This window comes from Leeia oryzae DSM 17879, assembly GCF_000376945.1.
GTDB lineage: Bacteria > Pseudomonadota > Gammaproteobacteria > Burkholderiales > Leeiaceae > Leeia > Leeia oryzae.
The window spans coordinates 275,508-296,825 of sequence record NZ_AQXU01000023.1 but is presented as its reverse complement, the minus strand read 5'-3'; the positions used below and the strand labels follow the sequence as shown (position 1 = coordinate 296,825).

The window sequence follows — 21,318 nt, the reverse complement described above, 5'->3', positions numbered from 1 at the left end:
TTGATTATGCTTTTTTGGTAAACAGCAAATCCCATACGCCGTGGCCCAGCCGAATGCCGCGCTGCTCGAACTTGGTGAGCGGGCGCCAGTCTGGACGTGGTGCATATCCGTCTGCCGTATTACTCAGCAAAGGTTCAGCACTCAGAACTTCCAGCATTTGTATGGCGTATTCTTCCCAGTCGGTAGCACAGTGCAGGTAGCCATTGGGGGCCAGGTACTTCACCAGATTGGCGATAAACGGTGACTGAATCAGACGGCGTTTATTGTGGCGTTTTTTGTGCCATGGGTCCGGGAAGTAAATATGCACGCCAGCCAGGCTACCTTCCGGCACCATATCGCGCAGCACCTCAACGGCATCATGCTGCACAATCCTGATATTGGTCAGACCCTTTTCATCAATCAGCTTTAACAGGTTGCCGACGCCCGGCGGATGAATTTCCAGCGCCAGGTAGTCATTTTCCGGATGTGCTGCAGCAATCTCGGCCGTTGCACCGCCCATGCCAAAACCAATCTCCAGAATGCAGGGTGCCTGACGGTTGAACACCTTGGGCAAGTCGATCAGCGCTTGCTGGTAATCAACGCCATACGCAGGCCACAGCTTTTCCAGTGCGCGTTGCTGGCCTTCCGTGACGCGGCCGGCACGGCGCACAAAGCTCTTGATATGGCCATGTGCTGGTGTTGCGGTTGTTTGATCTTCGGTTTGGGTCTGGTCTGACATGATGATTCTTGCGGTATGTTTCTAAACGACAATTGTACCGCAGACTTGTATCGGGAGCCCATCATGATGTACAAAGATATTGGTATAAGCGATTTTTATGTCATATCATAAAGTGTATACATAACAGTATTTAGCCTGCGTAACGGCCAACCATCCTCTTCCGCTCACCCGGGGACGTTAAAACAGGAATACATGCCAATGCCCGGATTTGTTTCGCTGGTATTCAAGTCGGTTATTCTTGCCGTTTTGTATGTGGCATTCGGCAAACTAGGCATTGCGCTTGGCGTTGGTCCCAATCTGATTACCCCCGTCTGGCCCCCCTCTGGCCTTGCCCTGGCGGCATTCATCCTTTATGGTCGTTCATCGCTACCTGGCCTGATTGCAGGTAGCCTGTGGATGAACATCAGCTCAATGTTCTACCTGAGCGGACACAATACCCCCGCACTGGTGGGAGCGCTTGAACAAACCGTAGGTTCCGTGAGCCAGTTTATGCTGGCTGGCTGGATATTAAAACCGGTCATCCGGAACATGGTGTTCAAAGGGGTATTGAAACAGTCTTTTCTGTTTACCCTGATAGTTTGCCTGTGTTGCGTGATTGCCGCCTCGGTGGGGATGTTCACGTTCTGGCAGCTTAAGCTGATGTCGAATGCAGAGCTGACCTATGGCTGGCTGGTGTGGTGGGTGGGGGACTGCGCCGGCATGCTGGTGTTTGCTCCGCTGATCCTGTGGGCGCTGCACCCGACCATTCGTACGGCGCTCAATGCCTGCCTTGCTTTTCCGATCGTCAATATGGGCATCGGTTTTACCCTGATGATGACGCTGATAGTCGGGCATCTGGAGCGCGGACAGCGTCTGGATGCGTTTGAAGCACAGAGCAAGTTATTGTCAATTACGTTGCAGAACCATATCGATATGGTGCTGAAAGACCTGAAAACCGTGAGATTGCTTTATTTTAAGGCAGACATTCAGGAAGACGAATTCCGTTATGTAACATCGCCCTTATTAAAACAGAGCCCGTGGTTGTTGCGCTTTTCATGGTTACCCTTGGTGAATGAGTCGGATCGAAAGGCTTTCGAGCGTGCCGCATCTGCCCCCATCACGGAGCGGACCATAGACGGCATGAGCAAACCGGCTTCGTCCAGGCTAGAGTATTTTCCGGTTGCCTGGGCAGACCCGAAAGCCGGATCTGAAACCATAGGCACGGATGAGTCTGTAGATGCTTATCTGGCACCTGCGTTGCTTTCTGCCCGTGATACGGGGTCTACCCGGTTTACCTCTCTGATAAAAGCCAGAAATGGAATTTCAGCAAATACCAGTGCACTGGTGGGTTATGAGCCGGTGTCTTATGCGCTGCCAGCAGCAACGGTACCGTATCATCCTGATCTGATTCGCGGCTTTGTGTCTGTGGTGCTGGACCCCCAAACCTTGTTGGCAGCCTCGATGGAGGAAGTCAATCTGGTGGACCAGCATGTTGTGCTGGGAGACCCGGGGGCACCGCATACGGCATGGGTAGGGACGGGTAATGTAACGCCATCCGAAGGAATGAGATTATTGACCAGCAATGACAAGCTGGTTTTCCAGTATGGCGTTTCGCTGGGTAACCAGCACTGGCGGTTGGCAGCCTCACCCGTGTGGATCAATGACCTGCGTCCTTCCTGGTTGCAAATGGGTATTCTGGGGAGCGGTATTTCATTTACCACCGTACTGGCCGCGTTTGTGTTCATGCGCCGCAAGCGCGAGCTGGACTTGATGGCCGCCAAGGCGGATCTGGAAGCAGAGGTCGAGCGTCGTACTGCCAGTCTGGAAAAGACCAACGATTCCTTACTGGAGGAAATTGACCGGCGAAACGTACTGGAGCAAGAGTTACGTACGGCCCGGGCAGAGGCCGACAATGCAAACCAGGCCAAATCCGTGTTCCTGGCCAATATGAGCCATGAAATCCGCACGCCGCTTAATGCGGTACTTGGTTATACGCAACTGTTACTGGAGGACCACCGGGTAGATAGCGAAACCCGGCAGAAGCTGTCTACGATTTTGGCGGCTGGCCAGCGTTTGCTGCGGCTGATCAACGATATTCTGGATTTGTCCAAGATCGAGTCTGGCAGTTTGCAGGTGGTGAACGAGCATTTTGACCTGAACCGTGAAACCCGAGAGATTGCAGCCCTGTTTGCTGGCAAGGCTGAGCGGAAGCACCTGCGTTTTGAGGTAAGCATCGAACTGCCTGCCCCAGCACTGGTGAATGGAGACAAACTGAAAACCGGGCAGATGCTGGGCAATTTGCTGGGGAATGCCATCAAGTTTACCGATGCGGGCGGTGTGACGTTGCATGTGTACCGTGATGGCGATCTGGTCTGCATGGACATTACGGATACCGGGCCTGGCATGAACGTGGCAGATGCCGATGCATTGTTCCGGCCATTCCGCCAGGATACGCAAGGACTTGAAAAGGGCGGGTCGGGCTTGGGTTTGTCGCTGTGCAAGAAAATGGCATTGGCCATGGGGGGGGATTTGCAGCTGTTCAGCCAGCCCGGAGAAGGGCTGACGGCGCGACTGACCTTATTGCTAGCTCCTCTGCAAGGCGATGCGGGGCAGGATGATTCAGGGGCATCCCGGTTGTTGCATGAAGGGGTAACATTACAGGACGATTGTCACTGCCATGCCTTGGTGGTAGAAGATGATGATCTGAGTCGTGACGTGCTGGCACAGGCGCTGCAAAATGCCGGCTGCCAGATTTACCTGGCCAATAACGGGTTGGAGGCACTGGAGATACTGGAAACCTCTCCGGTGGATATCGTGTTTTCAGACATTCGCATGCCATTGATGAATGGTGTCGAGCTGATGGACCGGATCAAGGCCAACCCGGTGCTTGCCAGCATTCCGGTGGTGGCGGTGACGGCGTCCAGCCTGGAGCATGAGCGTCGTTTCTATGTTGAAAAAGGATTTATCGACTTTGTCAGCAAGCCCTATATTTTTGGCAGTATCTACCAAATGCTTTCAAAATATGCCAACGTAAGATTTAAAACGTCAGCACCGGATGCAGAACCGAACCAGACAGCTGATAACCCCGATGTACAGGTCTTGGTGAGTCATGAGGCGCGTGCGCTGCTGGAGCAGCTGCGTCAGGCCGCAGAAACTGGGCAACTCACGCAGGTTCGCCGTTTGCGGGATGCGCTTGCGGCGGCTGGTTTCCCTGCCGCCTGGCTTGCGACGCTGGATGAGGCGCTGCAAAGCTTTGATTTCGACCATGTCGTCATAATCGTCAGTACATTACTAGATGCACCCCAGACTGAGGTTCAATAGATGATTGATACTCGCGCACTACCCAAGTTACTGATCGTTGACGATACACCTCAGAATATTGCCCTGTTGAGTGAAACGCTTGCCGAGTTCGACGTGGATATTCTGGTTGCCACGGATGGCGCAAAGGCATTGGAGATTGCCGGTAAAACCCGACCCTCGCTGGTATTGCTGGATGTCATGATGCCGGGTATGGACGGGTTCGAGGTGTGCTCGCGGCTAAAGCAGCAACCTGAGACACAAAATATCCCGGTGATTTTTGTGACGGCCAGAACGGATGATGTCGCGCGCGGGTTTGAGGTGGGGGGTTATGATTACATCACCAAACCCATTAATCCGGCCGAAGTCCGTGCCAGGGTACGGCACCAGCTGGAGCGTTTGCAGATGCTGGGTGAACTGGTGACCCTTAACCAGCATCTGGAAGAGAAGGTGCGTGCCAGAACCTCTGAACTGACGTTATCAAATTATCACCTGCGCGAAGAAATCAACGAGCGCCGTTATCTGCAGGATCGCCTGAATTATCTGGCAACGCATGATTTTGTCACACGGACGTATAGCCGTAACGCGCTGGAAACCCATGTTACCCAGTTACTGGCCAAGGTGCAGATGACAGAGGGACTAACCCCTGTATTCCTGATGATGGACATCGATCAGTTCCGTTCCATCAATGAAACGTTCGGGTGTATTGCGGGTGACGAGGTACTGAAACAGTTTGCAGACCTGATCAGCGGTTTGCTGGATAGAGGCGATTTCTTTGCCCGGCTGGGCGGTGACAAGTTCGCTATCGTAAGCGATAACATCGCGGCTGGGTCCCCCATGCGACTGGCTACGGCCATTCACGCCCAATTGCAGCAGCATTCTTTCTCTTGGAATGACCGTCAGTTTCAATTGTCGGTATCGCTTGCCGTGGTGGAGGTGGATCGTGAAGTCATCTCTTTTGAGCAACTGATGCTGATGGCTGACGAAACGGCCTACCTGTGCAAGCGTCAGGGCAAAGGCGGCATGTTGCAATATACGGAGGTTGCTGCCCGCCAGCGGGATCATCGTGCGACTTATGATTGGGCGGTGGTGCTGCTAAAGGCGCTGAGGGAAAACCATTTTCAGGTGTATTTCCAGCGTTTGCGCCCGCTAAAGCCAGAGCTTGATCAAGGCTTCCGGTTCGAAACCCTCATTCGCCTGTGGGACAAAGATCAGCAAAAGCTGATTTACCCCGGTAGCTTTATTGCACCTGCCGAGCGTTTCATGATGATCAGCGATCTGGACCGCTGGATGATCCGTGAGGTGATTACTTTCCTTGGGTCACAACCTGACAAACTGCACTTGATACAGCACGTGGCGTTAAACCTGTCGGCCATTACGCTGCGAGAACCGGGGTTGTCCGACTATGTGCAGGATTTACTGAAAATGCACAATGTACCCGCCAGCAAGCTGTGTTTCGAAATCACAGAGACAGAAGCCATCGTGAATATCGAACGGGCACGGACGCTGATGGAAGAGCTGCATGCCAAAGGATGCAGCTTTGCGCTGGATGATTTTGGCAGCGGTTTTGCGTCGTTTTCATACCTGAAGGAACTGCCGTTTGATTACATCAAGATTGACGGCATTTTTGTGCGCGAGATGGATGTCGATGAGGCACAACACGCCATGGTGAAGTCCATGGTTGAAATGGCGCACCGGCTGGGGAAACCGGTAGTAGCAGAGTTTGTCGAGAACACTCGGATTCTGGAACGTCTGGGGGCGCTGGAAGTGGATTGGGCCCAGGGATATGCCGTGCACGTACCTGAGCTACTGACCTGGACAGCCCTGACTGGGCAAGTGGACACACCTAGCCCGGCGGAATCTGCCTTACCCTAAGTCGATCTCTACAATGGTGGTTGACGCCAGTTGCCCGCCGTCAGTGAGGGAAGCGGAGGTTTGAGTGGACAGCAACTGCTTGAGCCTGGCCAGTTGTTGTTGTGCTTCGGGCAGATCAAAGTCGGTATGTTGCCGTTTTTTCACCCCATAGTCTGACAGGGTAATATGGACGGTCGCCACCACGGATGCCTGGGTCAGGCATGCTTTCACACAATGCAGCTTGCAGCCGTCCAGAGCAATCACTGGCCGGTTTTCCCTGGCTTTGCGTACCAAGGGCGCAACGCCGCCACCCACCCCTGCAATACAGGACATCTCGGCCAGTCCCTCGCGGTCTAGCTGTAGCGCCAGATAATTGGCCATTTGTGCGGCATTGGAACACCCGGAGCATGAATACACCAACGGCAATGCATGTTTGGCGAGATGGGTTTGATTCATATGCCTCCGGGGTCTTGGCTTGTCACTAACAGGGCAGGGAAATCCACCGCATCAGATGATCTTCTTCAGGCGGTTAACATCGTGAATCTGGATTTGCCGGCCCTTGACGCTAATCAGCTCATCGCTGACCAATTGATGGAAGATCCGCGAGAGGGTTTCCGGTTTCAGACTAAGCCGGGAGGCCAGCACCCCCTTGGTGGTGGGCAGGCGGATCTGGCTGGTTTGCTGCAGGTTCTGCTGTTGCAGTGTCAGGTCCAGCAGATAATGAATCACCCGTTGCTGGGTGGTTTGCTGGCTGAATGCTTCTACGTCCTGCATCAGTTTTAACAGACGTTCGGATATATCCTGCAGCAAATGTAATGCCAGCGCAGGTTCTTGCGTGATGACATTGGTAATGGTCTGGGCACTGATATGCAGGATCAGGGAGTCCGTCAGGCACTGGGCATACACCGGATACGGGCAGTTCAGCAGCGCGGCAACCTCGCCGATATGGTGGCCTTTATCCAGTATCTGCAAGACCTTTTCGCTACCATGGACAGAAGGGAATGCGGTTTTCACCTGCCCGAAAACCAGATGATACAGGCCGGTCGGCTGGTCACCCTTCAGAAACAGGATATCCCCCTTTTTGGCCCTAACCACGGAGGTGCCTTGCTGGATCTGGAACAACTGGCTATCAGACAAACCGTTGAAAAACGGGGTATTCCTTAGCAAACCTGCGACATCCATTTTGGGATGCATATGCTTTCTCCATCCTATGTATTACTGTTCCTTAAGGTAAAGCTTTCGAAGCGTTTCTCGCAATACGCCAAACAGGCTAGGTCGGGATAGGTCATTGGAGGAGGGGGCGGCGGTGTTTTGCTGGAAGGGCGGTAGCGCTGCAAGGCAAAATGGCGGACGCCTTTGCCGGCCAACCAGTCTGCCAGTTGCGTGATGCTGTGCTCTGGCAGCCAGTCAGGATGAATGGTGGTGCGGACTTCAAAACGGATACCGGCCTCTATGACGGCATCGAGCGATTCAACGGCTCGCTGGCCGCTGCCTGAGATGGCGGTGAGCGCATCGTATTGTTCTGGCAGGGTTTTGATATCCAGGCCGACCCAGTCCAGATCTGGCAGCATGGCGATCAGACGGTCCGGATAACAGCCTGCGGTATGCAACCCAACCTTGAATCCCATGGCCTTTACTTGCTGGATGACGGCTGGCAGTGCAGGGTCGATGGTGGGTTCGCCACCAGAAAATACCACGCCGTCCAGCAAACCCTGCCGGCTTTCCAGGAATTTCAGCAGTTGGCGGGTTGCATGGGCAGTGGCCTCATCGCGCTGGTGCAAATGCGGGTTATGGCAATAACTGCACCGCCATGGACAACCGGCAATGAAGACCACTGCTGCCAGCATGTCTGGCCAGTCGCTACAGCTCATGGGCACAAAGCCGCCGAGCTGCAGCGATTCTGCTGTAAGGGCAGAATGGTTATGCATGGTTCTGCGGCTGGATGGCGGATTCGGTGAAGTAGGTTCGCTCGAAGAATTCGCCTTTTTTGCCGGTATTGAAAGATGACATCGGGCGATGGTAGCCCATGACGCGGGTCCAAATTTCACAGCGCTGGCGGTGTTCGTCTTTCAAGACGGGATGCGGTTTTACGGTTGCCATGGTGTTCTCCTTAAACAGGGTTAAAAGGACAGGGTTTAACAGCTACTGCAAACTTCAGTTTCTACTGGCTGCTTGGCCAGTAATTCATCGTCACACTTGGGGCAGAACTCGTGCTCGCCAGACAGGTAGCCATGCACCGGACAAATCGAGAAAGTCGGCGTAATGGTGATGTATGGCAAGCGGTGGTTGGCCAATGCACGGTAAACCAGCTTCTTGCAGGCACTGATGCTGGAAATCTTCTCGTTCATGTAAAGGTGCAGCACGGTACCGCCGGTATAGCGGCGTTGCAGTTCATCTTGTCTGTCCAGTGCTTCAAACGGATCATCGGTAAAGCCGACGGGCAGTTGGGACGAGTTGGTGTAGTACGGCATGTCTTCTGTGCCGGCTTGCAGAATCTCCGGATAATGCTTTTTGTCTTCCCGGGCAAAACGGTAGGTTGTGCCTTCTGCCGGTGTGGCTTCCAGGTTGTACAGGTGGCCGGTTTCTTCCTGATACTGCACGATGCGTTCGCGGATATGGTCCAGCAGCTGGCAGGCAAACTGGTGCCCCCATGGACTGGTGATATCGTGCTCGTCGTTGGTGAAGTTGCGGATCATCTCGTTGATGCCATTCACGCCCAGCGTCGAGAAGTGGTTACGCAAGGTGCCCAGATAGCGTTTGGTGTACGGGAACAAACCGCCATCCATGAGCCGCTGGATGGTTTTGCGCTTGATTTCCAGACTGGCCTTGCCCAGGTCCATCAGGTGATCAATCTCTGCAAACAGGGCGGCCTGATCGCCTTTAAAGCGATACCCCAGACGCGCGCAGTTAATGGTCACCACCCCCAGCGATCCGGTTTGCTCGGCAGAGCCAAACAGACCATTGCCGCGCTTGAGCAGCTCTCGCAAATCCAGCTGCAGACGGCAGCACATACTGCGGATCTGGTTGGGCTTGAGTTCCGAATTCAGGAAGTTCTGGAAGTAGGGCAGGCCGTACTTGGCCGTCATCTCGAACAGCAAGTCAGCATTTGGGCTATCCCAGATGAAATCATGGGTGATGTTGTACGTCGGGATCGGGAAGGTAAAGACCCGGCCCTTGGCATCGCCCGCCATCATGACTTCAATATAGGCCCGGTTGATCATGTCCATTTCAGCCTGTAGGTCGCCATAGCTGAATGGCATTTCTACCCCGCCAATGTAGGGAATCTGCTCCCGCAAGTCTTCCGGGCATACCCAGTCAAAGGTCAGGTTGGTAAACGGTGTCTGGGTGCCCCAGCGGCTAGGTACATTCAGGTTGTAGATCAGCTCCTGGATGTATTGCTTGACGGTAGGGTAGTCGAGGTTGTCCTTGCGGATATAGGGGGCCATATAGGTATCAAATGAACTGAATGCCTGTGCGCCCGCCCATTCGTTTTGCAAGGTGCCAAGGAAATTCACGATCTGGCCTACGGCAGAGCTCATGTGTTTGGGGGCGGTCGCTTCCACTTTGCCCGGTACACCGTTCAGCCCTTCGTTCAGCAAGGTGCGCAAAGACCAGCCGGCACAATAACCGGATAACATGTCCAGGTCATGAATATGCACATCTCCCTTGCGGTGTGCTTCACCCACTTCCGGCGGATAAACGTGGTTAAGCCAGTAATTGGCAATGACTTTGCCGGATACGTTCAGAATCAGCCCGCCCAGCGAATAGCCCTGGTTGGCATTGGCGTTGACGCGCCAGTCCAGCTGTTTCAGGTATTCGTTGACCGATAACTCCACGTCGACCAGTGTTTTGCTGTCCTGACGCATCTTGGCATGCTGGGCACGGTAAACAATATAAGCCTTGGCGGTGCGGTAGTAATCGCCGCTCATCAAGACATGCTCGACCGCATCCTGGATTTCTTCGACATCAAAAACCGCTTCAGACGGGTCTGGCCGGTGCGACAACATATGTTGAACCGCGCGGGAGACCCGCATGACGGTCTCGGGGTTTAACTCGCCAGACGCCTTGCCCGCCTTCTCGATGGCGGCATCAATCTTGGCTGGCAAGAAGTCGGCAATTTGCCCGTTACGCTTACGCACCTTGCAACCAACCAAGCTATCCATTTTGCTCATCTGGCACCTCCCGGATTCAACATGTTGTGTTTGAAATTTGTTTTTTTACTATATGTTGTGTTTTGTGAAGGGTAAATATGCAGATGCGATTTACTTGAGAGAGATCAATTTTCGATATTTTTAGCATGCAAAGTATTTTTGACCGAGGTCAAATACTCCTTTCGGTCTAGGTCGACTAGTGATTTGGACTGTGGGGTGTAGTCCCTTTGTGCTGAGGAGGCCATGCTTTTGGCGAATATATCCCTAGCTTTTGTAGGGGTAAGCTGCGAACAACTAAAAAAGTTTTTATCAACGGGAGTTCGTCATGAGCCAACACCACTCCGGTAAAGCCATTTCGGTACTGGTCTCCAGTACCTTTGCCTTTACCATCTGTTTTGCTGTCTGGATGATGTTTGCCGTCATCGGTATACCTATCAAAGCCCAGCTGGGTTTGAATGAAACCGAATTTGGCCTGCTGGCTGCCACACCGGTACTGAGTGGATCATTGATCCGTGTACCTCTGGGGCTGTGGACGGACCGCTTCGGTGGCCGCATCGTGTTCTTTTGCGTGATGCTGTCAACTGTGCCAGCCATTTTCATGATCAGTTTTGCCACCCAATACTGGCACTTCCTGGCACTCGGGTTGTGGATCGGTCTGGCAGGTGGTTCTTTCTCTGTTGGTACACCATATGTGGCCCGCTGGTTCCGTAAAGACCAGCAAGGTTTTGCGATGGGGGTATTCGGGGCCGGTAACTCAGGTTCTGCGCTTAACAAGTTTGTTGCCCCGGCCTTGATTGCAGCAGCAGGCAGCTGGATGATCGTGCCGAAAATCTACGCCATTGCCATGCTGGTAACGGCAGGTATCTTCTGGGTGTTTTCTGCATCTAACCCAGAGCATCTGGTCAAAAGCAATGTGCCGCTGCGCCAACAGCTCTCCATGCTGAAAGACCCGCGTGTACTGCGCTATTGCCAATACTACTCTGTGGTGTTTGGCGGCTATGTCGGTTTGTCGCTGTGGATGACCAAATACTATGTTAACGAATACGGTTTTAACATCAAAACGGCTGCCTTGCTGGCTGCCTGTTTCTCACTGCCAGGTGGCGTGCTGCGCGCTTTAGGTGGTTATATGTCAGACCGGATTGGCGCCTACAAAACTACCTGGTGGGTCATGTGGGTGTGCTGGATTGCCTTCTTTATCCTGTCTTATCCGCAAACCGATTTCACCATTACCACCGTTTCCGGTCCTCGCACCTTTCATATCGGCTTGAGCCCAACCATGTTCACCATCGTGCTGTTCATGGTGGGTATTGCGATGGCCATCGGTAAAGCGTCTGTCTTCAAGTTCATTTCTGACGATTTCGGCCAAAACATTGGTGCGGTATCCGGCGTGGTGGGGCTGGCTGGTGGTCTGGGTGGTTTCATCCTGCCGATCATGTTTGGTGCGCTGGTGGATCTGACCGGTGTGCGCAGCTCCAGCTTCATGCTGCTGTACGGCACCGTGTGTGTCAGCCTGATCTGGATGCACTTTAGCTTCCGCCCTGAAAGCGTGGCTTACGGCGAGCAGGTCATTGCGCATCACAAGGCCTGAAAGATTTTTTGTTAAGTTCCTGGTCAATTTCTGTATCCCATGAGGGAGTAAAAAAATGAGTAGTCATGTGTTAAAAGACTGGCAGCCAGAAAACACTGCATTCTGGCAACAAACGGGGGAGAAGGTTGCATCGCGCAACCTGTGGATCTCGATTTTTGCCCTGATGCTGGCATTCTCTGTCTGGATGTTGTGGAGTGTGGTAGTAGTGAACCTGGATAAGGCCGGGTTCAACTTCAGCAAAAACCAATTGTTCTGGTTAACGGCCTTGCCTTCGTTGTCTGGTGCCACCTTGCGGATTTTCTATTCCTTCCTGGTGCCTATTTTTGGTGGTCGCAAATGGACAGCCATTTCAACCGCCAGCTTGCTGATTCCGGCACTGGGCATGGGGTTTGCCTTGGGCGACCCGACCACCAGCTATCCAACCTTGCTGGTGCTGGCCCTGTTATGCGGTCTGGGCGGTGGTAACTTTAGCTCCAGCATGTCCAATATCAGCTTCTTCTTCCCGAAAGCCAAAAAAGGTTTTGCCACGGGCATGAACGCAGGTATCGGTAATCTGGGCGTGTCTGTGGTGCAGTTTCTGGTGCCGGTAGTGGTGGCCAGTGCCATCTTTGGTGCCTTGTCTGGTGAACCGCATACCTTTGTCAAAGCCGGTGTAGAAAAACACATCTGGCTGCAAAATGCCGGCTTCATCTGGGTACCGTTCATTATTGCTTCAACCGTGCTGGCCTGGTTCGGCATGAACGACATTGCCGATGCCAAAGCTTCTTTTGCAGATCAGGCGGTTATCTTCAAACGCAAACATAACTGGATCATGTGCTGGTTGTACGTGGGTACCTTTGGTTCTTTCATTGGTTTCTCTGCTGGTCTGGCCATGCTGACCAAAGCCCTGTTCCCGGATGTTAACCCGACACAGTACGCCTTCCTTGGGCCGTTAGTAGGTGCCTTGACCCGTCCGATTGGTGGCTGGGTATCCGACAAACTGGGTGGCGCCCGCGTGACGCTGGTGGTGTTCTTCCTGATGATGCTGGCCGTGATGGGGGTGATCAACTTCTTGCCACACGCAGGCTCTACCGGCAACTTCCAGGGTTTCCTGAGCATGTTCATCATTCTGTTTGCCCTGACAGGTATTGGTAACGGCTCTACCTTCCGCATGATTCCGGTGATCTTCCTGACCGAACGTCAGCGTGCGGCTGGTACATCAGAAGCCGCACTGCGTCAGGCCACTCTGGATGCCGGTAAAGAATCTGCCGCAGTTCTGGGCTTCTCTGGCGCCATTGGTGCTTACGGTGGTTTCTTCATTCCGAAAAGCTTTGGTAGTTCTATCGCGGCTACTGGCGCACCAGACCTGGCCCTGTACTGCTTTATCGGCTTCTACCTGAGCTGCCTGCTGGTGACCTGGTGGTTCTACGTGCGCAAGGCTGCCAACATGCCTTGCTAATGCATCTGGCTGTCATTGTCTGTACACCACCGCCGGTGATGTTGCTCTGTGAAGGTATCAGGGCAGCACCACCGGCGGTGTTTTTATGGACGGAAAGTTAAAGGTCATGGAGCCAGATGCCTGTATGGCGGCAGAGGCCGTACAAATACCTAAGCAGTGGGTACTGGCTTGCGTTGTCCGTATCGTTATGACAGTATGGTATTTCAATCCGTCTTGCTTGCAGGAGTCACCCCATGACACATCATGAGCTGCATCTGTTTGTTGATTCCCAATACGCAAGCCCGTATGCCATGTCGGCATATGTAGCCCTCCGTGAAAAGGGGCTGCCTTTTGATATCACCACGGTAGACCTTGCGGCCAATGCTCAGCATGAGGCTGGTTTTGCGGTGCTGTCACTTACACAGCGCGTACCAACCCTGGTGCATAACGGGTTTTCATTGTCAGAGTCTTCTGCCATTGCAGAATATATCGACGAAGTATTCCCCGGTATGCCCTTGTATCCGGCTGATGTACAAAGCCGAGCGAGGGCACGTCAGGTACAGGCCTGGCTGCGCAGTGACCTGATGCCCATCCGGCAAGAGCGTTCTACCGAGGTTATCTTCTATCGGCCAACGGCAACGCCCTTGTCTGCTGCCGCCAAGACTGCCGCAGACAAACTCTTTTTTATTGCCGATTCTCTACTGTCCGCTCATACAGAAAACCTGTTCGACGAATGGTGCATTGCCGATGTTGACCTGACCATCATGCTCAACCGTTTATTGTTAAACGGCGACCCGGTACCAGAAAAACTCGCCAATTATGCAACCCGGCAGTGGCTACGGCCTACCGTACAGCAATGGGTGAATCAGCAACGGCCACCGCTATAAGACAAGTCCAATCCTTGGCCGAACCCCTGTGTTTGGCCAAGGTGTAAAAGGAGTGTCACCCAAGGTGGTCACCTCCGGACTGTTAGTTACAGTCCGGATTTGCTGAGTACATGTTGGTAAATTGCCAGATCAGAATCTGAAAAACAGCAGAAAATTACTTCTTGAAGGGCAGGGCATTGCTGGAGATTATTTGTAACAGTGCTCACTGCAATCTGCGCAGCAGCTTCAATCGGGTAGCCGTAAACACCGGTACTGATACTTGGAAATGCGACACTGGTGATTGCATGAGCGGCGGCAATTTCCAGTACCCGCCGGTAACAGGATGCGAGTAGTTCAGCTTCCTTGTGCTGGCCACCATGCCAGACAGGGCCGACGGTATGGATGACAAAGGCTGCGGGAAGCTGGTAGCCGTTCGTTAGCTTGGCATCCCCGGTTTTGCAGCCACCTAGCTGACGGCATTCCGCTAACAATTCTCTGCCTGCGGCCCTGTGTATCGCCCCATCTACGCCACCGCCACCCAGCAGTGATTCATTGGCCGCATTCACGATAGCATCAACACCGAGCGTGGTGATGTCTGCCTGAATGGCACGTAAGACGGTAGCCATGTTTGCTTCCTTTTATACATTGCAGGATGGCGGCGTAGCGTAACCCGCCAACACCCTCCATGGTCTGGCAGATGATGGCTACTGCCCTGATCCACCCTGCGTTGGCTGATTATTTGAGCCAGTCGAGATTTCAAGGCCGCAAGAGAGTGACAGATTGTTTGTGCTCTGCAATCCGTTCTGCATCCCAATCCCCCGTGCAATATACGGACAAGTCAGAGATCGCATTGTCTACCACATCGGCCCGGAATAGCTCCCGGCAATACCAGTCTTTGCCTTTTTCGGTCCAGGTTTCTTCCAGTTCCAGCACAAACCCCGTCGGTGTGGGGTCGCACCGCCAGCGCGGTACTTTTCCGGGGCTTGGGTGCCCGTGCTGTCGCAGGGCGACTACTTGCGCCAGCCCTTGGGCTTGCAGGCGCCACCGTGGCATGGTGAAGTCACAGAAAATGTCATCGGTGAGTAAACCGGCAGGTGGTGTACCGGTTTCCAGAAACTGGATGAACTGGCTGGCAACTTGATTTGCTTGCTCGATATTCATGACAACCTCCGTTGAGGCAGGGTGATATGAAAATCATAGTCCCAATTTCTGGCGACGTGTACAGGTTTTCTGGCTGGATTGCAGGGTAAATTCTCTGTAATTGAGTCTGGATTCTCCTAATTTGAGCCTGCTCAAGTTCAGCCTTGGACCCTCTACTCCTTTAGAACTATCCCGACTACTACCAAATAGCCCGGCTTTGCCCCCGATTGGTGAATGTTGTGCTTGAACGCACTTCTTTAGACTGCTCATCAAGGATTACCCCATTTGTAGGTTGCTTAACGCGACACTGTGCTGGAGGCATTGATGAGCCATTTTCTGGATCGACTGAAGTTTTTTAGTAAGGTAAAAGAGACGTTTTCTAACGGGCACGGCGCCGTCGTAGACGAAGACCGTACGTGGGAAAACAGTTACCGGCAGCGCTGGCAACATGACAAGATCGTTCGGTCTACCCACGGGGTGAACTGTACCGGTTCCTGCTCATGGAAAGTGTATGTCAAGAACGGTCTGATTACCTGGGAAACCCAACAAACCGACTATCCGCGCACCCGCCCGGATCTGCCGAACCATGAGCCGCGCGGTTGCCCGCGTGGTGCGTCTTACAGCTGGTATGTGTATTCTGCCCAGCGCGTTAAATACCCGATGATCCGTGGCCGCCTGATGGAACTGTGGCGCAATGCCCGCAAGACCATGACACCAGTAGGTGCCTGGGAGCATATCAGCCAGAACCCTGAAAGTGCGCATTACTATAAAAATGTGCGTGGTCAGGGTGGCTTTATCCGTGCAACATGGGATGAAGTGAACGAGATCATTGCGGCAGCCAACGTCTTTACCATCAAGAAATTTGGTCCGGACCGTGTTGTCGGTTTCTCGCCGATCCCGGCGATGTCGATGGTGTCTTACGCTGCGGGTAGCCGTTACCTGAGTCTGATTGGTGGCGTGCCACTGTCTTTCTACGACTGGTATTGCGATTTGCCTCCGTCTTCTCCGCAAGTGTGGGGCGAGCAAACCGACGTGGCCGAATCTGCCGACTGGTACAACAGTACCTACCTGATGGTCTGGGGTTCTAACGTACCGCAAACCCGTACCCCGGATGCCCACTTCTATACCGAAGTCCGCTACAAAGGGACCAAAACGGTAGCCGTGAGCTCTGACTTTGGCGAAATGGCCAAGTTTGGCGATATCTGGCTGGCACCAAAACAGGGTACCGATGCCGCATTGGCGATGGCCATGGGCCACGTGATCCTGAAAGAATTCCATCTGACAGGCAAGTCTGACTACTTTACCTCTTACGGCAAGCAATACACCGATTTCCCGATGCTGGTGATGCTGGAAAACCGTGGCGAATACCAGGTTGGTGGTCACTTTTTGCGTGCATCTCACCTGGCTAACAATCTGGGTGAAGAAAACAACCCAGAGTGGAAAACCCTGCTGATTGACGAAGCAAGCGGCGAGATCGTTGCACCAAATGGCACGATCGGTTTCCGTTGGGGTGAAGACAAGCTCAATGACGGTGCCAAAGTAGGGCGCTGGAACCTGGAAATGAAAGACGGTGGTTCTGGTCGTGAAGTTGACCCACGGCTGTCACTGCAATCTGTTGCTGATGAAGTTGTTTCAGTCGGCTTCCCGTACTTTGGTGGCAACGATGCCAACGAAGTGCTGCGCCGCAATGTACCGGTTAAACGCGTACAACTGGCTGATGGCACCACTGCATTGGTGGCAACCGTATATGACCTGATGCTGGCCAACTACGGTGTAGATACCGGTCTGGGTGGCGATGTAGCCAAATCGTTTGAAGACGACGTGCCTTATACCCCGGCATGGCAAGAGAAACATACCGGTGTAAAACGTGAGCAAGTGATTCAGGTTGCCCGCGAGTTTGCCCAGAACGCACACGACACCCATGGCAAGAGCATGGTGATTGTGGGTGCTGCGCTGAACCACTGGTACCACAACGACATGATCTACCGCGGCATTATCAACATGCTGACCATGTGTGGTTGCGTGGGCCAAAGTGGTGGTGGCTGGGCTCACTACGTGGGCCAGGAAAAACTGCGTCCGCAAACCGGTTGGGCACCATTGGCCTTTGCAGCTGACTGGATGCGCCCATCCCGTCAGATGAACGGTACCAGCTTCTTCTATGCACACACCAGCCAATGGCGTCACGAAAAGCTGCATGTGGATGAAATCCTGAGCCCGACAGCCAAGGCAGGCGCGTTTGGCGACATGAGCCTGATCGACTTCAACGCCAAGTCTGAACGCATGGGCTGGTTGCCTTCTGCACCGCAGCTGGAAACTAACCCGCTGGATATCGTGGCGGCTGCCGAGCGTGCCGGTGTTGATCCGGTTCAGTATGCCGTTAGCCAGATCCGTGAAGGCAAGCTGAACTTCAGTTGTGATGATCCGGATAATCCGGCTAACTTCCCGCGCAACATGTTTGTATGGCGTTCCAACATTCTGGGCAGCTCTGGCAAAGGCCACGAGTACTTCCTGAAGTATCTGCTGGGTACCCAGAATGCCGTGTTTGGTGATGAAGATGACGCGCTGAAGCCATCTGAAGTCAAAGTTCGCCCGGCTGCCGAAGGCAAGCTGGACCTGCTGGTGACGCTGGACTTCCGCATGTCTACGACCTGTCTGTATTCAGACATCGTGCTGCCAACCGCAACATGGTACGAGAAAGACGACCTGAATACGTCTGACATGCACCCGTTCATTCACCCATTGTCTGAAGCGGTTCAGCCCCTGTGGCAAGCCAAGTCTGACTGGGAAATCTACAAAGGCATCGCCAAGAAGTTCTCCGAGATTGCCGGCACCGAAATTGGTACCCGTAAAGATCTGGTACTGACTCCGCTGATGCACGACACCCCGGGGGAACTGGGGCAGCCACTGGAAGTGAAAGACTGGAAAAAAGGCGAGTGTGAGCCGATTCCGGGCAAAACCATGCCGCAAATGACCGTGGTAGAGCGCAACTACGCCGATACCTACAAGAAGTTTACGTCTATCGGCCCATTGCTGGAAAAAGTCGGTAACGGCGGCAAGGGGATTGGCTGGAAAACCGCTCATGAAGTGGATGTCTTGCGCGGCCTGAACAAGGTCGTCACAGAACCCGGTGTTTCCCAGGGGCAGCCATGCATCAACACCGCCATTGACGCGGCAGAGATGATTCTGACACTGGCGCCGGAAACCAACGGTCACGTGGCCGTCAAGGCTTGGGACGCATTGGGCAAGATTACCGGTCGTGACCATACCCATCTGGCGCTTCCGCGTGAGCATGACTCCATCCGCTTCCGCGATGTGCAGGCTCAGCCACGCAAGATCATCAGCTCGCCAACCTGGTCTGGTCTGGAAAGCGAAGAGGTCAGCTACAACGCCGGTTACACCAACGTGCACGAGTACATTCCTTGGCGCACGCTGACAGGTCGCCAGCAGTTCTATCAGGATCACCGCTGGATGATCGATTTTGGTGAAGAACTGTGCGTGTACAAACCTGCCATCGATACCAAAACCGTGGCGCCAGTCATCGACAAGATGGGCAATGGCAACCACCAGCTGGTACTGAACTGGATTACGCCGCACCAGAAATGGGGTATCCACTCTACGTACTCTGACAACCTGCGCATGCTGACGCTAAGCCGTGGTGGTCCACACGTGTGGATTTCCGAACAGGAAGCCAAAGAAGCCGGTATCAAGGATAACGACTGGGTAGAGGTTTACAACGTGAACGGTACGCTGACCGCACGTGTGGTGGTTTCTCAGCGTGTACCAAAAGGCATGTGCCTGATGTACCACGCACAAGAGAAGATCATCAACGTACCGGGTGCAGAAACCAGCGGTATGCGCGGTGGCATTCACAACTCGGTAACCCGTGCGGTGACCAAACCGACACACATGATTGGTGGCTATGCACAACTGTCTTACGGCTTTAACTACTACGGTACCGTGGGTAGCAACCGTGATGAATATGTTGTCTTGAGAAAAATGAACAAGGTGGACTGGATGGAAGGTCCGCGTGAAGAAGAAGGAGCCGCACAATGAAAATTCGCGCTCAAGTAGGCATGGTACTCAATCTGGATAAATGTATTGGTTGCCATACCTGTTCCATTACCTGCAAAAACGTCTGGACAAGCCGTGACGGCGTGGAATACGCATGGTTTAACAACGTAGAATCCAAGCCAGGCATCGGTTACCCCAAAGAATGGGAAAACCAGAAGAAATGGCAGGGCGGCTGGAAGCGTGATGCCAGCGGCAAGCTGACCCCTAAACAAGGGGGCAAGGCGCGGATTCTGGCCAATATTTTTGCCAACCCGAATCTGCCCGCCATTGACGACTATTACGAGCCGTTTACGTTTGACTACGAGCACCTGCAAAACGCACCGCTCAGCCAGACACCACCGACTGCACGTCCGATTTCTGTCATTACCGGCAAGAAAATGGACAAGATCGAATGGGGTCCGAACTGGGAGGATGATCTGGGTGGCGAATTCAGCTCCCGTAGCCGTGATGCCCTGTTTGAAGGTGTACAGAAAGAGATTTATTCCCAGTTCGAGAATACTTTCCTGATGTACTTGCCACGGTTGTGCGAGCACTGCCTGAACCCGGCCTGTGTTGCAAGCTGCCCGTCCGGTTCCATCTACAAACGTGAAGATGACGGCATTGTGCTGGTAGACCAGGACAAATGCCGCGGCTGGCGGATGTGTATCTCCGGCTGTCCGTACAAAAAGATTTACTACAACTGGAGTTCTGGCAAGGCCGAGAAATGCACTTTCTGCTACCCGCGTATCGAAAGTGGCCAGCCAACGGTTTGTTCCGAGACTTGTGTAGGGCGTATCCGTTATCTGGGTGTGTTGCTGTACGACGCTGACATGATCGAAGAAGCTGCATCAGTTGAAAACGAACAGGACCTGTACGAAGCCCAGCTGAAGTGCTTCCTGGACCCGCATTCTCCTGCCGTAATCGAAGAAGCCCGTAAACAGGGCATCCCGGACAGCTGGCTGGATGCTGCCCAGAAGTCGCCAGTTTACAAAATGGCAATGGAATGGAAAGTGGCCTTCCCGCTGCATCCGGAATACCGCACCATGCCAATGGTCTGGTATATCCCGCCGCTAAGCCCGATCCAGTCTGCGTTTGAAGCCGGCAAGATTGGTGCAAACGGTATCCTGCCAGATACAGAATCCCTGCGGATTCCGGTACGCTACCTGGCCAACCTGCTGACCGCCGGTAAAGAAGAGCCGGTGAAACTGGCACTGGACCGGATGCTGGCGATGCGAGCCTACATGCGTGGCAAGAGCGTATATGGCAAGCCAGATACCTCTGTACTGCCACAAAGCGGCCTGACTGCAGCGCAAGTAGAAGACATGTACCAGATCATGGCCATTGCCAACTACGAAGACCGCTTCGTCATCCCTAGCTCTCACAAAGAGATGGTGGAAGACAGCTTTAACGAAAAAGGCAGTTGCGGCTTTACCTTTGGCAACGGTTGCTCTGGCGGCACGTCAGACGGTTCGCTGTTTGGCAAAAAACCGCAAGGCAGCAAGATTTTTGTGAACATGCCGAAGTCACGCAAGCAGCAAGCCTCGGAAAACTCGTAGGAGAGCGTCATGAGTCAGGTAATTTACCGCGTACTTTCATCGCTACTGTGTTATCCGGAAGGTGATCTGTTGGATGCCATTCCGGAAGTGGCCGGCGCACTGGCCACTTACCCGAAAGCCCAGCAGGCCCTGGTGCCCTTGCTGAACTATCTGGAAAGCGACTCTTTGCTGACCCTGCAAGAGAACTACGTGGCTACGTTTGACCGTAACCCGCGTCATTCACTGCACCTGTTTGAACACATTCACGGCGAAAGCCGTGATCGTGGACAAGCCATGGTGGATTTGCTGGAAGAGTATCGCCAGCACGGGTTTGCCGCCACCAGCGATGAACTGCCGGACTATGTGCCGCTGTTTCTGGAGTTTCTGGCGCAAGTCGACGAAGAAACGTCCAGCCGCCTGCTGGGTGAGGCAATTCATGTCCTGGCAATGATTGGCAACAAGCTGGAACAGAATGGCAGCCCATACCACCATGTCTTTACCGTATTGCGGCAATTGACCCCGGTCGAACCGCTGCCACTGGTAGAGCCGCCCATCCGCGACATGGATGAAGCGATGGAGCAGTTTGGCCCGAGTGCAGATGGTGTCGAGCCGTTGCTGAAACCAGGTGCTACCCAAGCGATGACGTTTTATCCAAAAGGCAGTGCACCTACTGCCGGTTGTCACGGATAAGGTATTGAAAAGGTTTTTCGGACCTCTGTAGCC

The 21,318-nt window shown here is 53.6% G+C and carries 16 protein-coding genes; 8 read left to right on the top strand and 8 right to left on the bottom strand.

Annotation, left to right across the window (positions count from 1 at the left end; genetic code table 11):
* Nucleotides 1-4: 4 nt before the first annotated feature.
* Nucleotides 5-718: a tRNA (guanosine(46)-N7)-methyltransferase TrmB gene (gene trmB, locus F552_RS0111360; RefSeq protein ID WP_018151867.1), complete on the bottom strand. Its 714-nt coding sequence runs from the start codon at nucleotides 716-718 to the stop codon at nucleotides 5-7.
* Between the two features lie 198 nt (nucleotides 719-916).
* Here trmB and F552_RS0111355 point away from each other — a divergent pair, with 198 nt between their 5' ends.
* Together F552_RS0111355 and F552_RS0111350 are read left to right on the top strand one after the other, a co-directional pair.
* Nucleotides 917-4,018: a response regulator gene (locus tag F552_RS0111355; RefSeq protein ID WP_018151866.1), complete on the top strand. Its 3,102-nt coding sequence runs from the start codon at nucleotides 917-919 to the stop codon at nucleotides 4,016-4,018.
* A complete protein-coding gene (locus tag F552_RS0111350; protein WP_018151865.1) occupies nucleotides 4,019-5,869 on the top strand; it encodes a two-component system response regulator in 1,851 nt (616 codons plus the stop codon).
* Here the strand turns inward: F552_RS0111350 and F552_RS19175 are convergent.
* From F552_RS19175 to F552_RS0111325, 5 genes are read right to left on the bottom strand one after another with little or no spacing between them, the layout of a single operon-like run.
* Nucleotides 5,861-6,304 carry a putative zinc-binding protein gene (locus F552_RS19175; RefSeq protein WP_018151864.1) on the bottom strand — a complete coding sequence of 148 codons (444 nt, stop codon included), beginning with the start codon at nucleotides 6,302-6,304 and terminating at the stop codon, nucleotides 5,861-5,863. The genes F552_RS0111350 and F552_RS19175 overlap by 9 nt on opposite strands.
* 51 nt (nucleotides 6,305-6,355) lie before the next feature.
* Entirely contained in the window at nucleotides 6,356-7,042 is a 687-nt protein-coding gene (locus F552_RS0111340) for a Crp/Fnr family transcriptional regulator (protein WP_018151863.1), read from the bottom strand.
* 14 nt (nucleotides 7,043-7,056) lie between these two features.
* Nucleotides 7,057-7,776, bottom strand: a complete 720-nt coding sequence (locus tag F552_RS0111335; protein ID WP_018151862.1) for an anaerobic ribonucleoside-triphosphate reductase activating protein — start codon at nucleotides 7,774-7,776, stop codon at nucleotides 7,057-7,059.
* A complete protein-coding gene (nrdD, locus tag F552_RS20970) occupies nucleotides 7,769-7,948 on the bottom strand; it encodes an anaerobic ribonucleoside-triphosphate reductase (protein ID WP_018151861.1) in 180 nt (59 codons plus the stop codon). Before nrdD ends, F552_RS0111335 begins: the two co-directional genes overlap by 8 nt.
* Nucleotides 7,949-7,983: 35 nt before the next feature.
* Nucleotides 7,984-10,011 carry a ribonucleoside triphosphate reductase gene (locus F552_RS0111325; protein WP_211208264.1) on the bottom strand — a complete coding sequence of 676 codons (2,028 nt, stop codon included), beginning with the start codon at nucleotides 10,009-10,011 and terminating at the stop codon, nucleotides 7,984-7,986.
* 313 nt (nucleotides 10,012-10,324) lie between these two features.
* Here F552_RS0111325 and F552_RS0111320 point away from each other — a divergent pair, with 313 nt between their 5' ends.
* The 3 genes from F552_RS0111320 (at nucleotide 10,325) to yfcF (ending at nucleotide 13,891) form a co-directional block, all read left to right on the top strand.
* Nucleotides 10,325-11,587, top strand: coding sequence for an MFS transporter (locus tag F552_RS0111320; RefSeq protein WP_018151859.1), 1,263 nt, complete (start codon nucleotides 10,325-10,327; stop codon nucleotides 11,585-11,587).
* 55 nt (nucleotides 11,588-11,642) lie between these two features.
* On the top strand, nucleotides 11,643-13,025 hold the full coding sequence (locus tag F552_RS0111315) for a NarK family nitrate/nitrite MFS transporter (RefSeq protein ID WP_026182639.1): 1,383 nt from the start codon (nucleotides 11,643-11,645) through the stop codon (nucleotides 13,023-13,025).
* Nucleotides 13,026-13,258: 233 nt separating this feature from the next.
* A complete protein-coding gene (gene yfcF / locus F552_RS0111310; protein WP_018151856.1) occupies nucleotides 13,259-13,891 on the top strand; it encodes a glutathione transferase in 633 nt (210 codons plus the stop codon).
* Between the two features lie 86 nt (nucleotides 13,892-13,977).
* Here yfcF and F552_RS0111305 read toward each other — a convergent pair whose 3' ends face one another.
* A complete protein-coding gene (locus F552_RS0111305; protein WP_018151855.1) occupies nucleotides 13,978-14,496 on the bottom strand; it encodes an O-acetyl-ADP-ribose deacetylase in 519 nt (172 codons plus the stop codon).
* A gap of 130 nt (nucleotides 14,497-14,626) precedes the next feature.
* Nucleotides 14,627-15,031: a hypothetical protein gene (locus F552_RS0111300; protein WP_018151854.1), complete on the bottom strand. Its 405-nt coding sequence runs from the start codon at nucleotides 15,029-15,031 to the stop codon at nucleotides 14,627-14,629.
* A gap of 303 nt (nucleotides 15,032-15,334) precedes the next feature.
* Between F552_RS0111300 and F552_RS0111295 the strand changes: the two genes are divergently transcribed.
* Genes F552_RS0111295 through narJ form a run of 3 tightly spaced genes read left to right on the top strand, consistent with a single transcriptional unit; the run spans nucleotide 15,335 to nucleotide 21,285 of the window.
* A complete protein-coding gene (locus F552_RS0111295; RefSeq protein ID WP_018151853.1) occupies nucleotides 15,335-19,063 on the top strand; it encodes a nitrate reductase subunit alpha in 3,729 nt (1,242 codons plus the stop codon).
* Nucleotides 19,060-20,616: a nitrate reductase subunit beta gene (gene narH / locus F552_RS0111290; RefSeq protein ID WP_018151852.1), complete on the top strand. Its 1,557-nt coding sequence runs from the start codon at nucleotides 19,060-19,062 to the stop codon at nucleotides 20,614-20,616. Before F552_RS0111295 ends, narH begins: the two co-directional genes overlap by 4 nt.
* Nucleotides 20,617-20,625: 9 nt before the next feature.
* The gene (gene narJ / locus F552_RS0111285; RefSeq protein WP_018151851.1) at nucleotides 20,626-21,285 is read left to right on the top strand and encodes a nitrate reductase molybdenum cofactor assembly chaperone; all 660 of its coding nucleotides are present in this window, start codon (nucleotides 20,626-20,628) and stop codon (nucleotides 21,283-21,285) included.
* The last annotated feature ends 33 nt before the right edge of the window (nucleotides 21,286-21,318 follow it).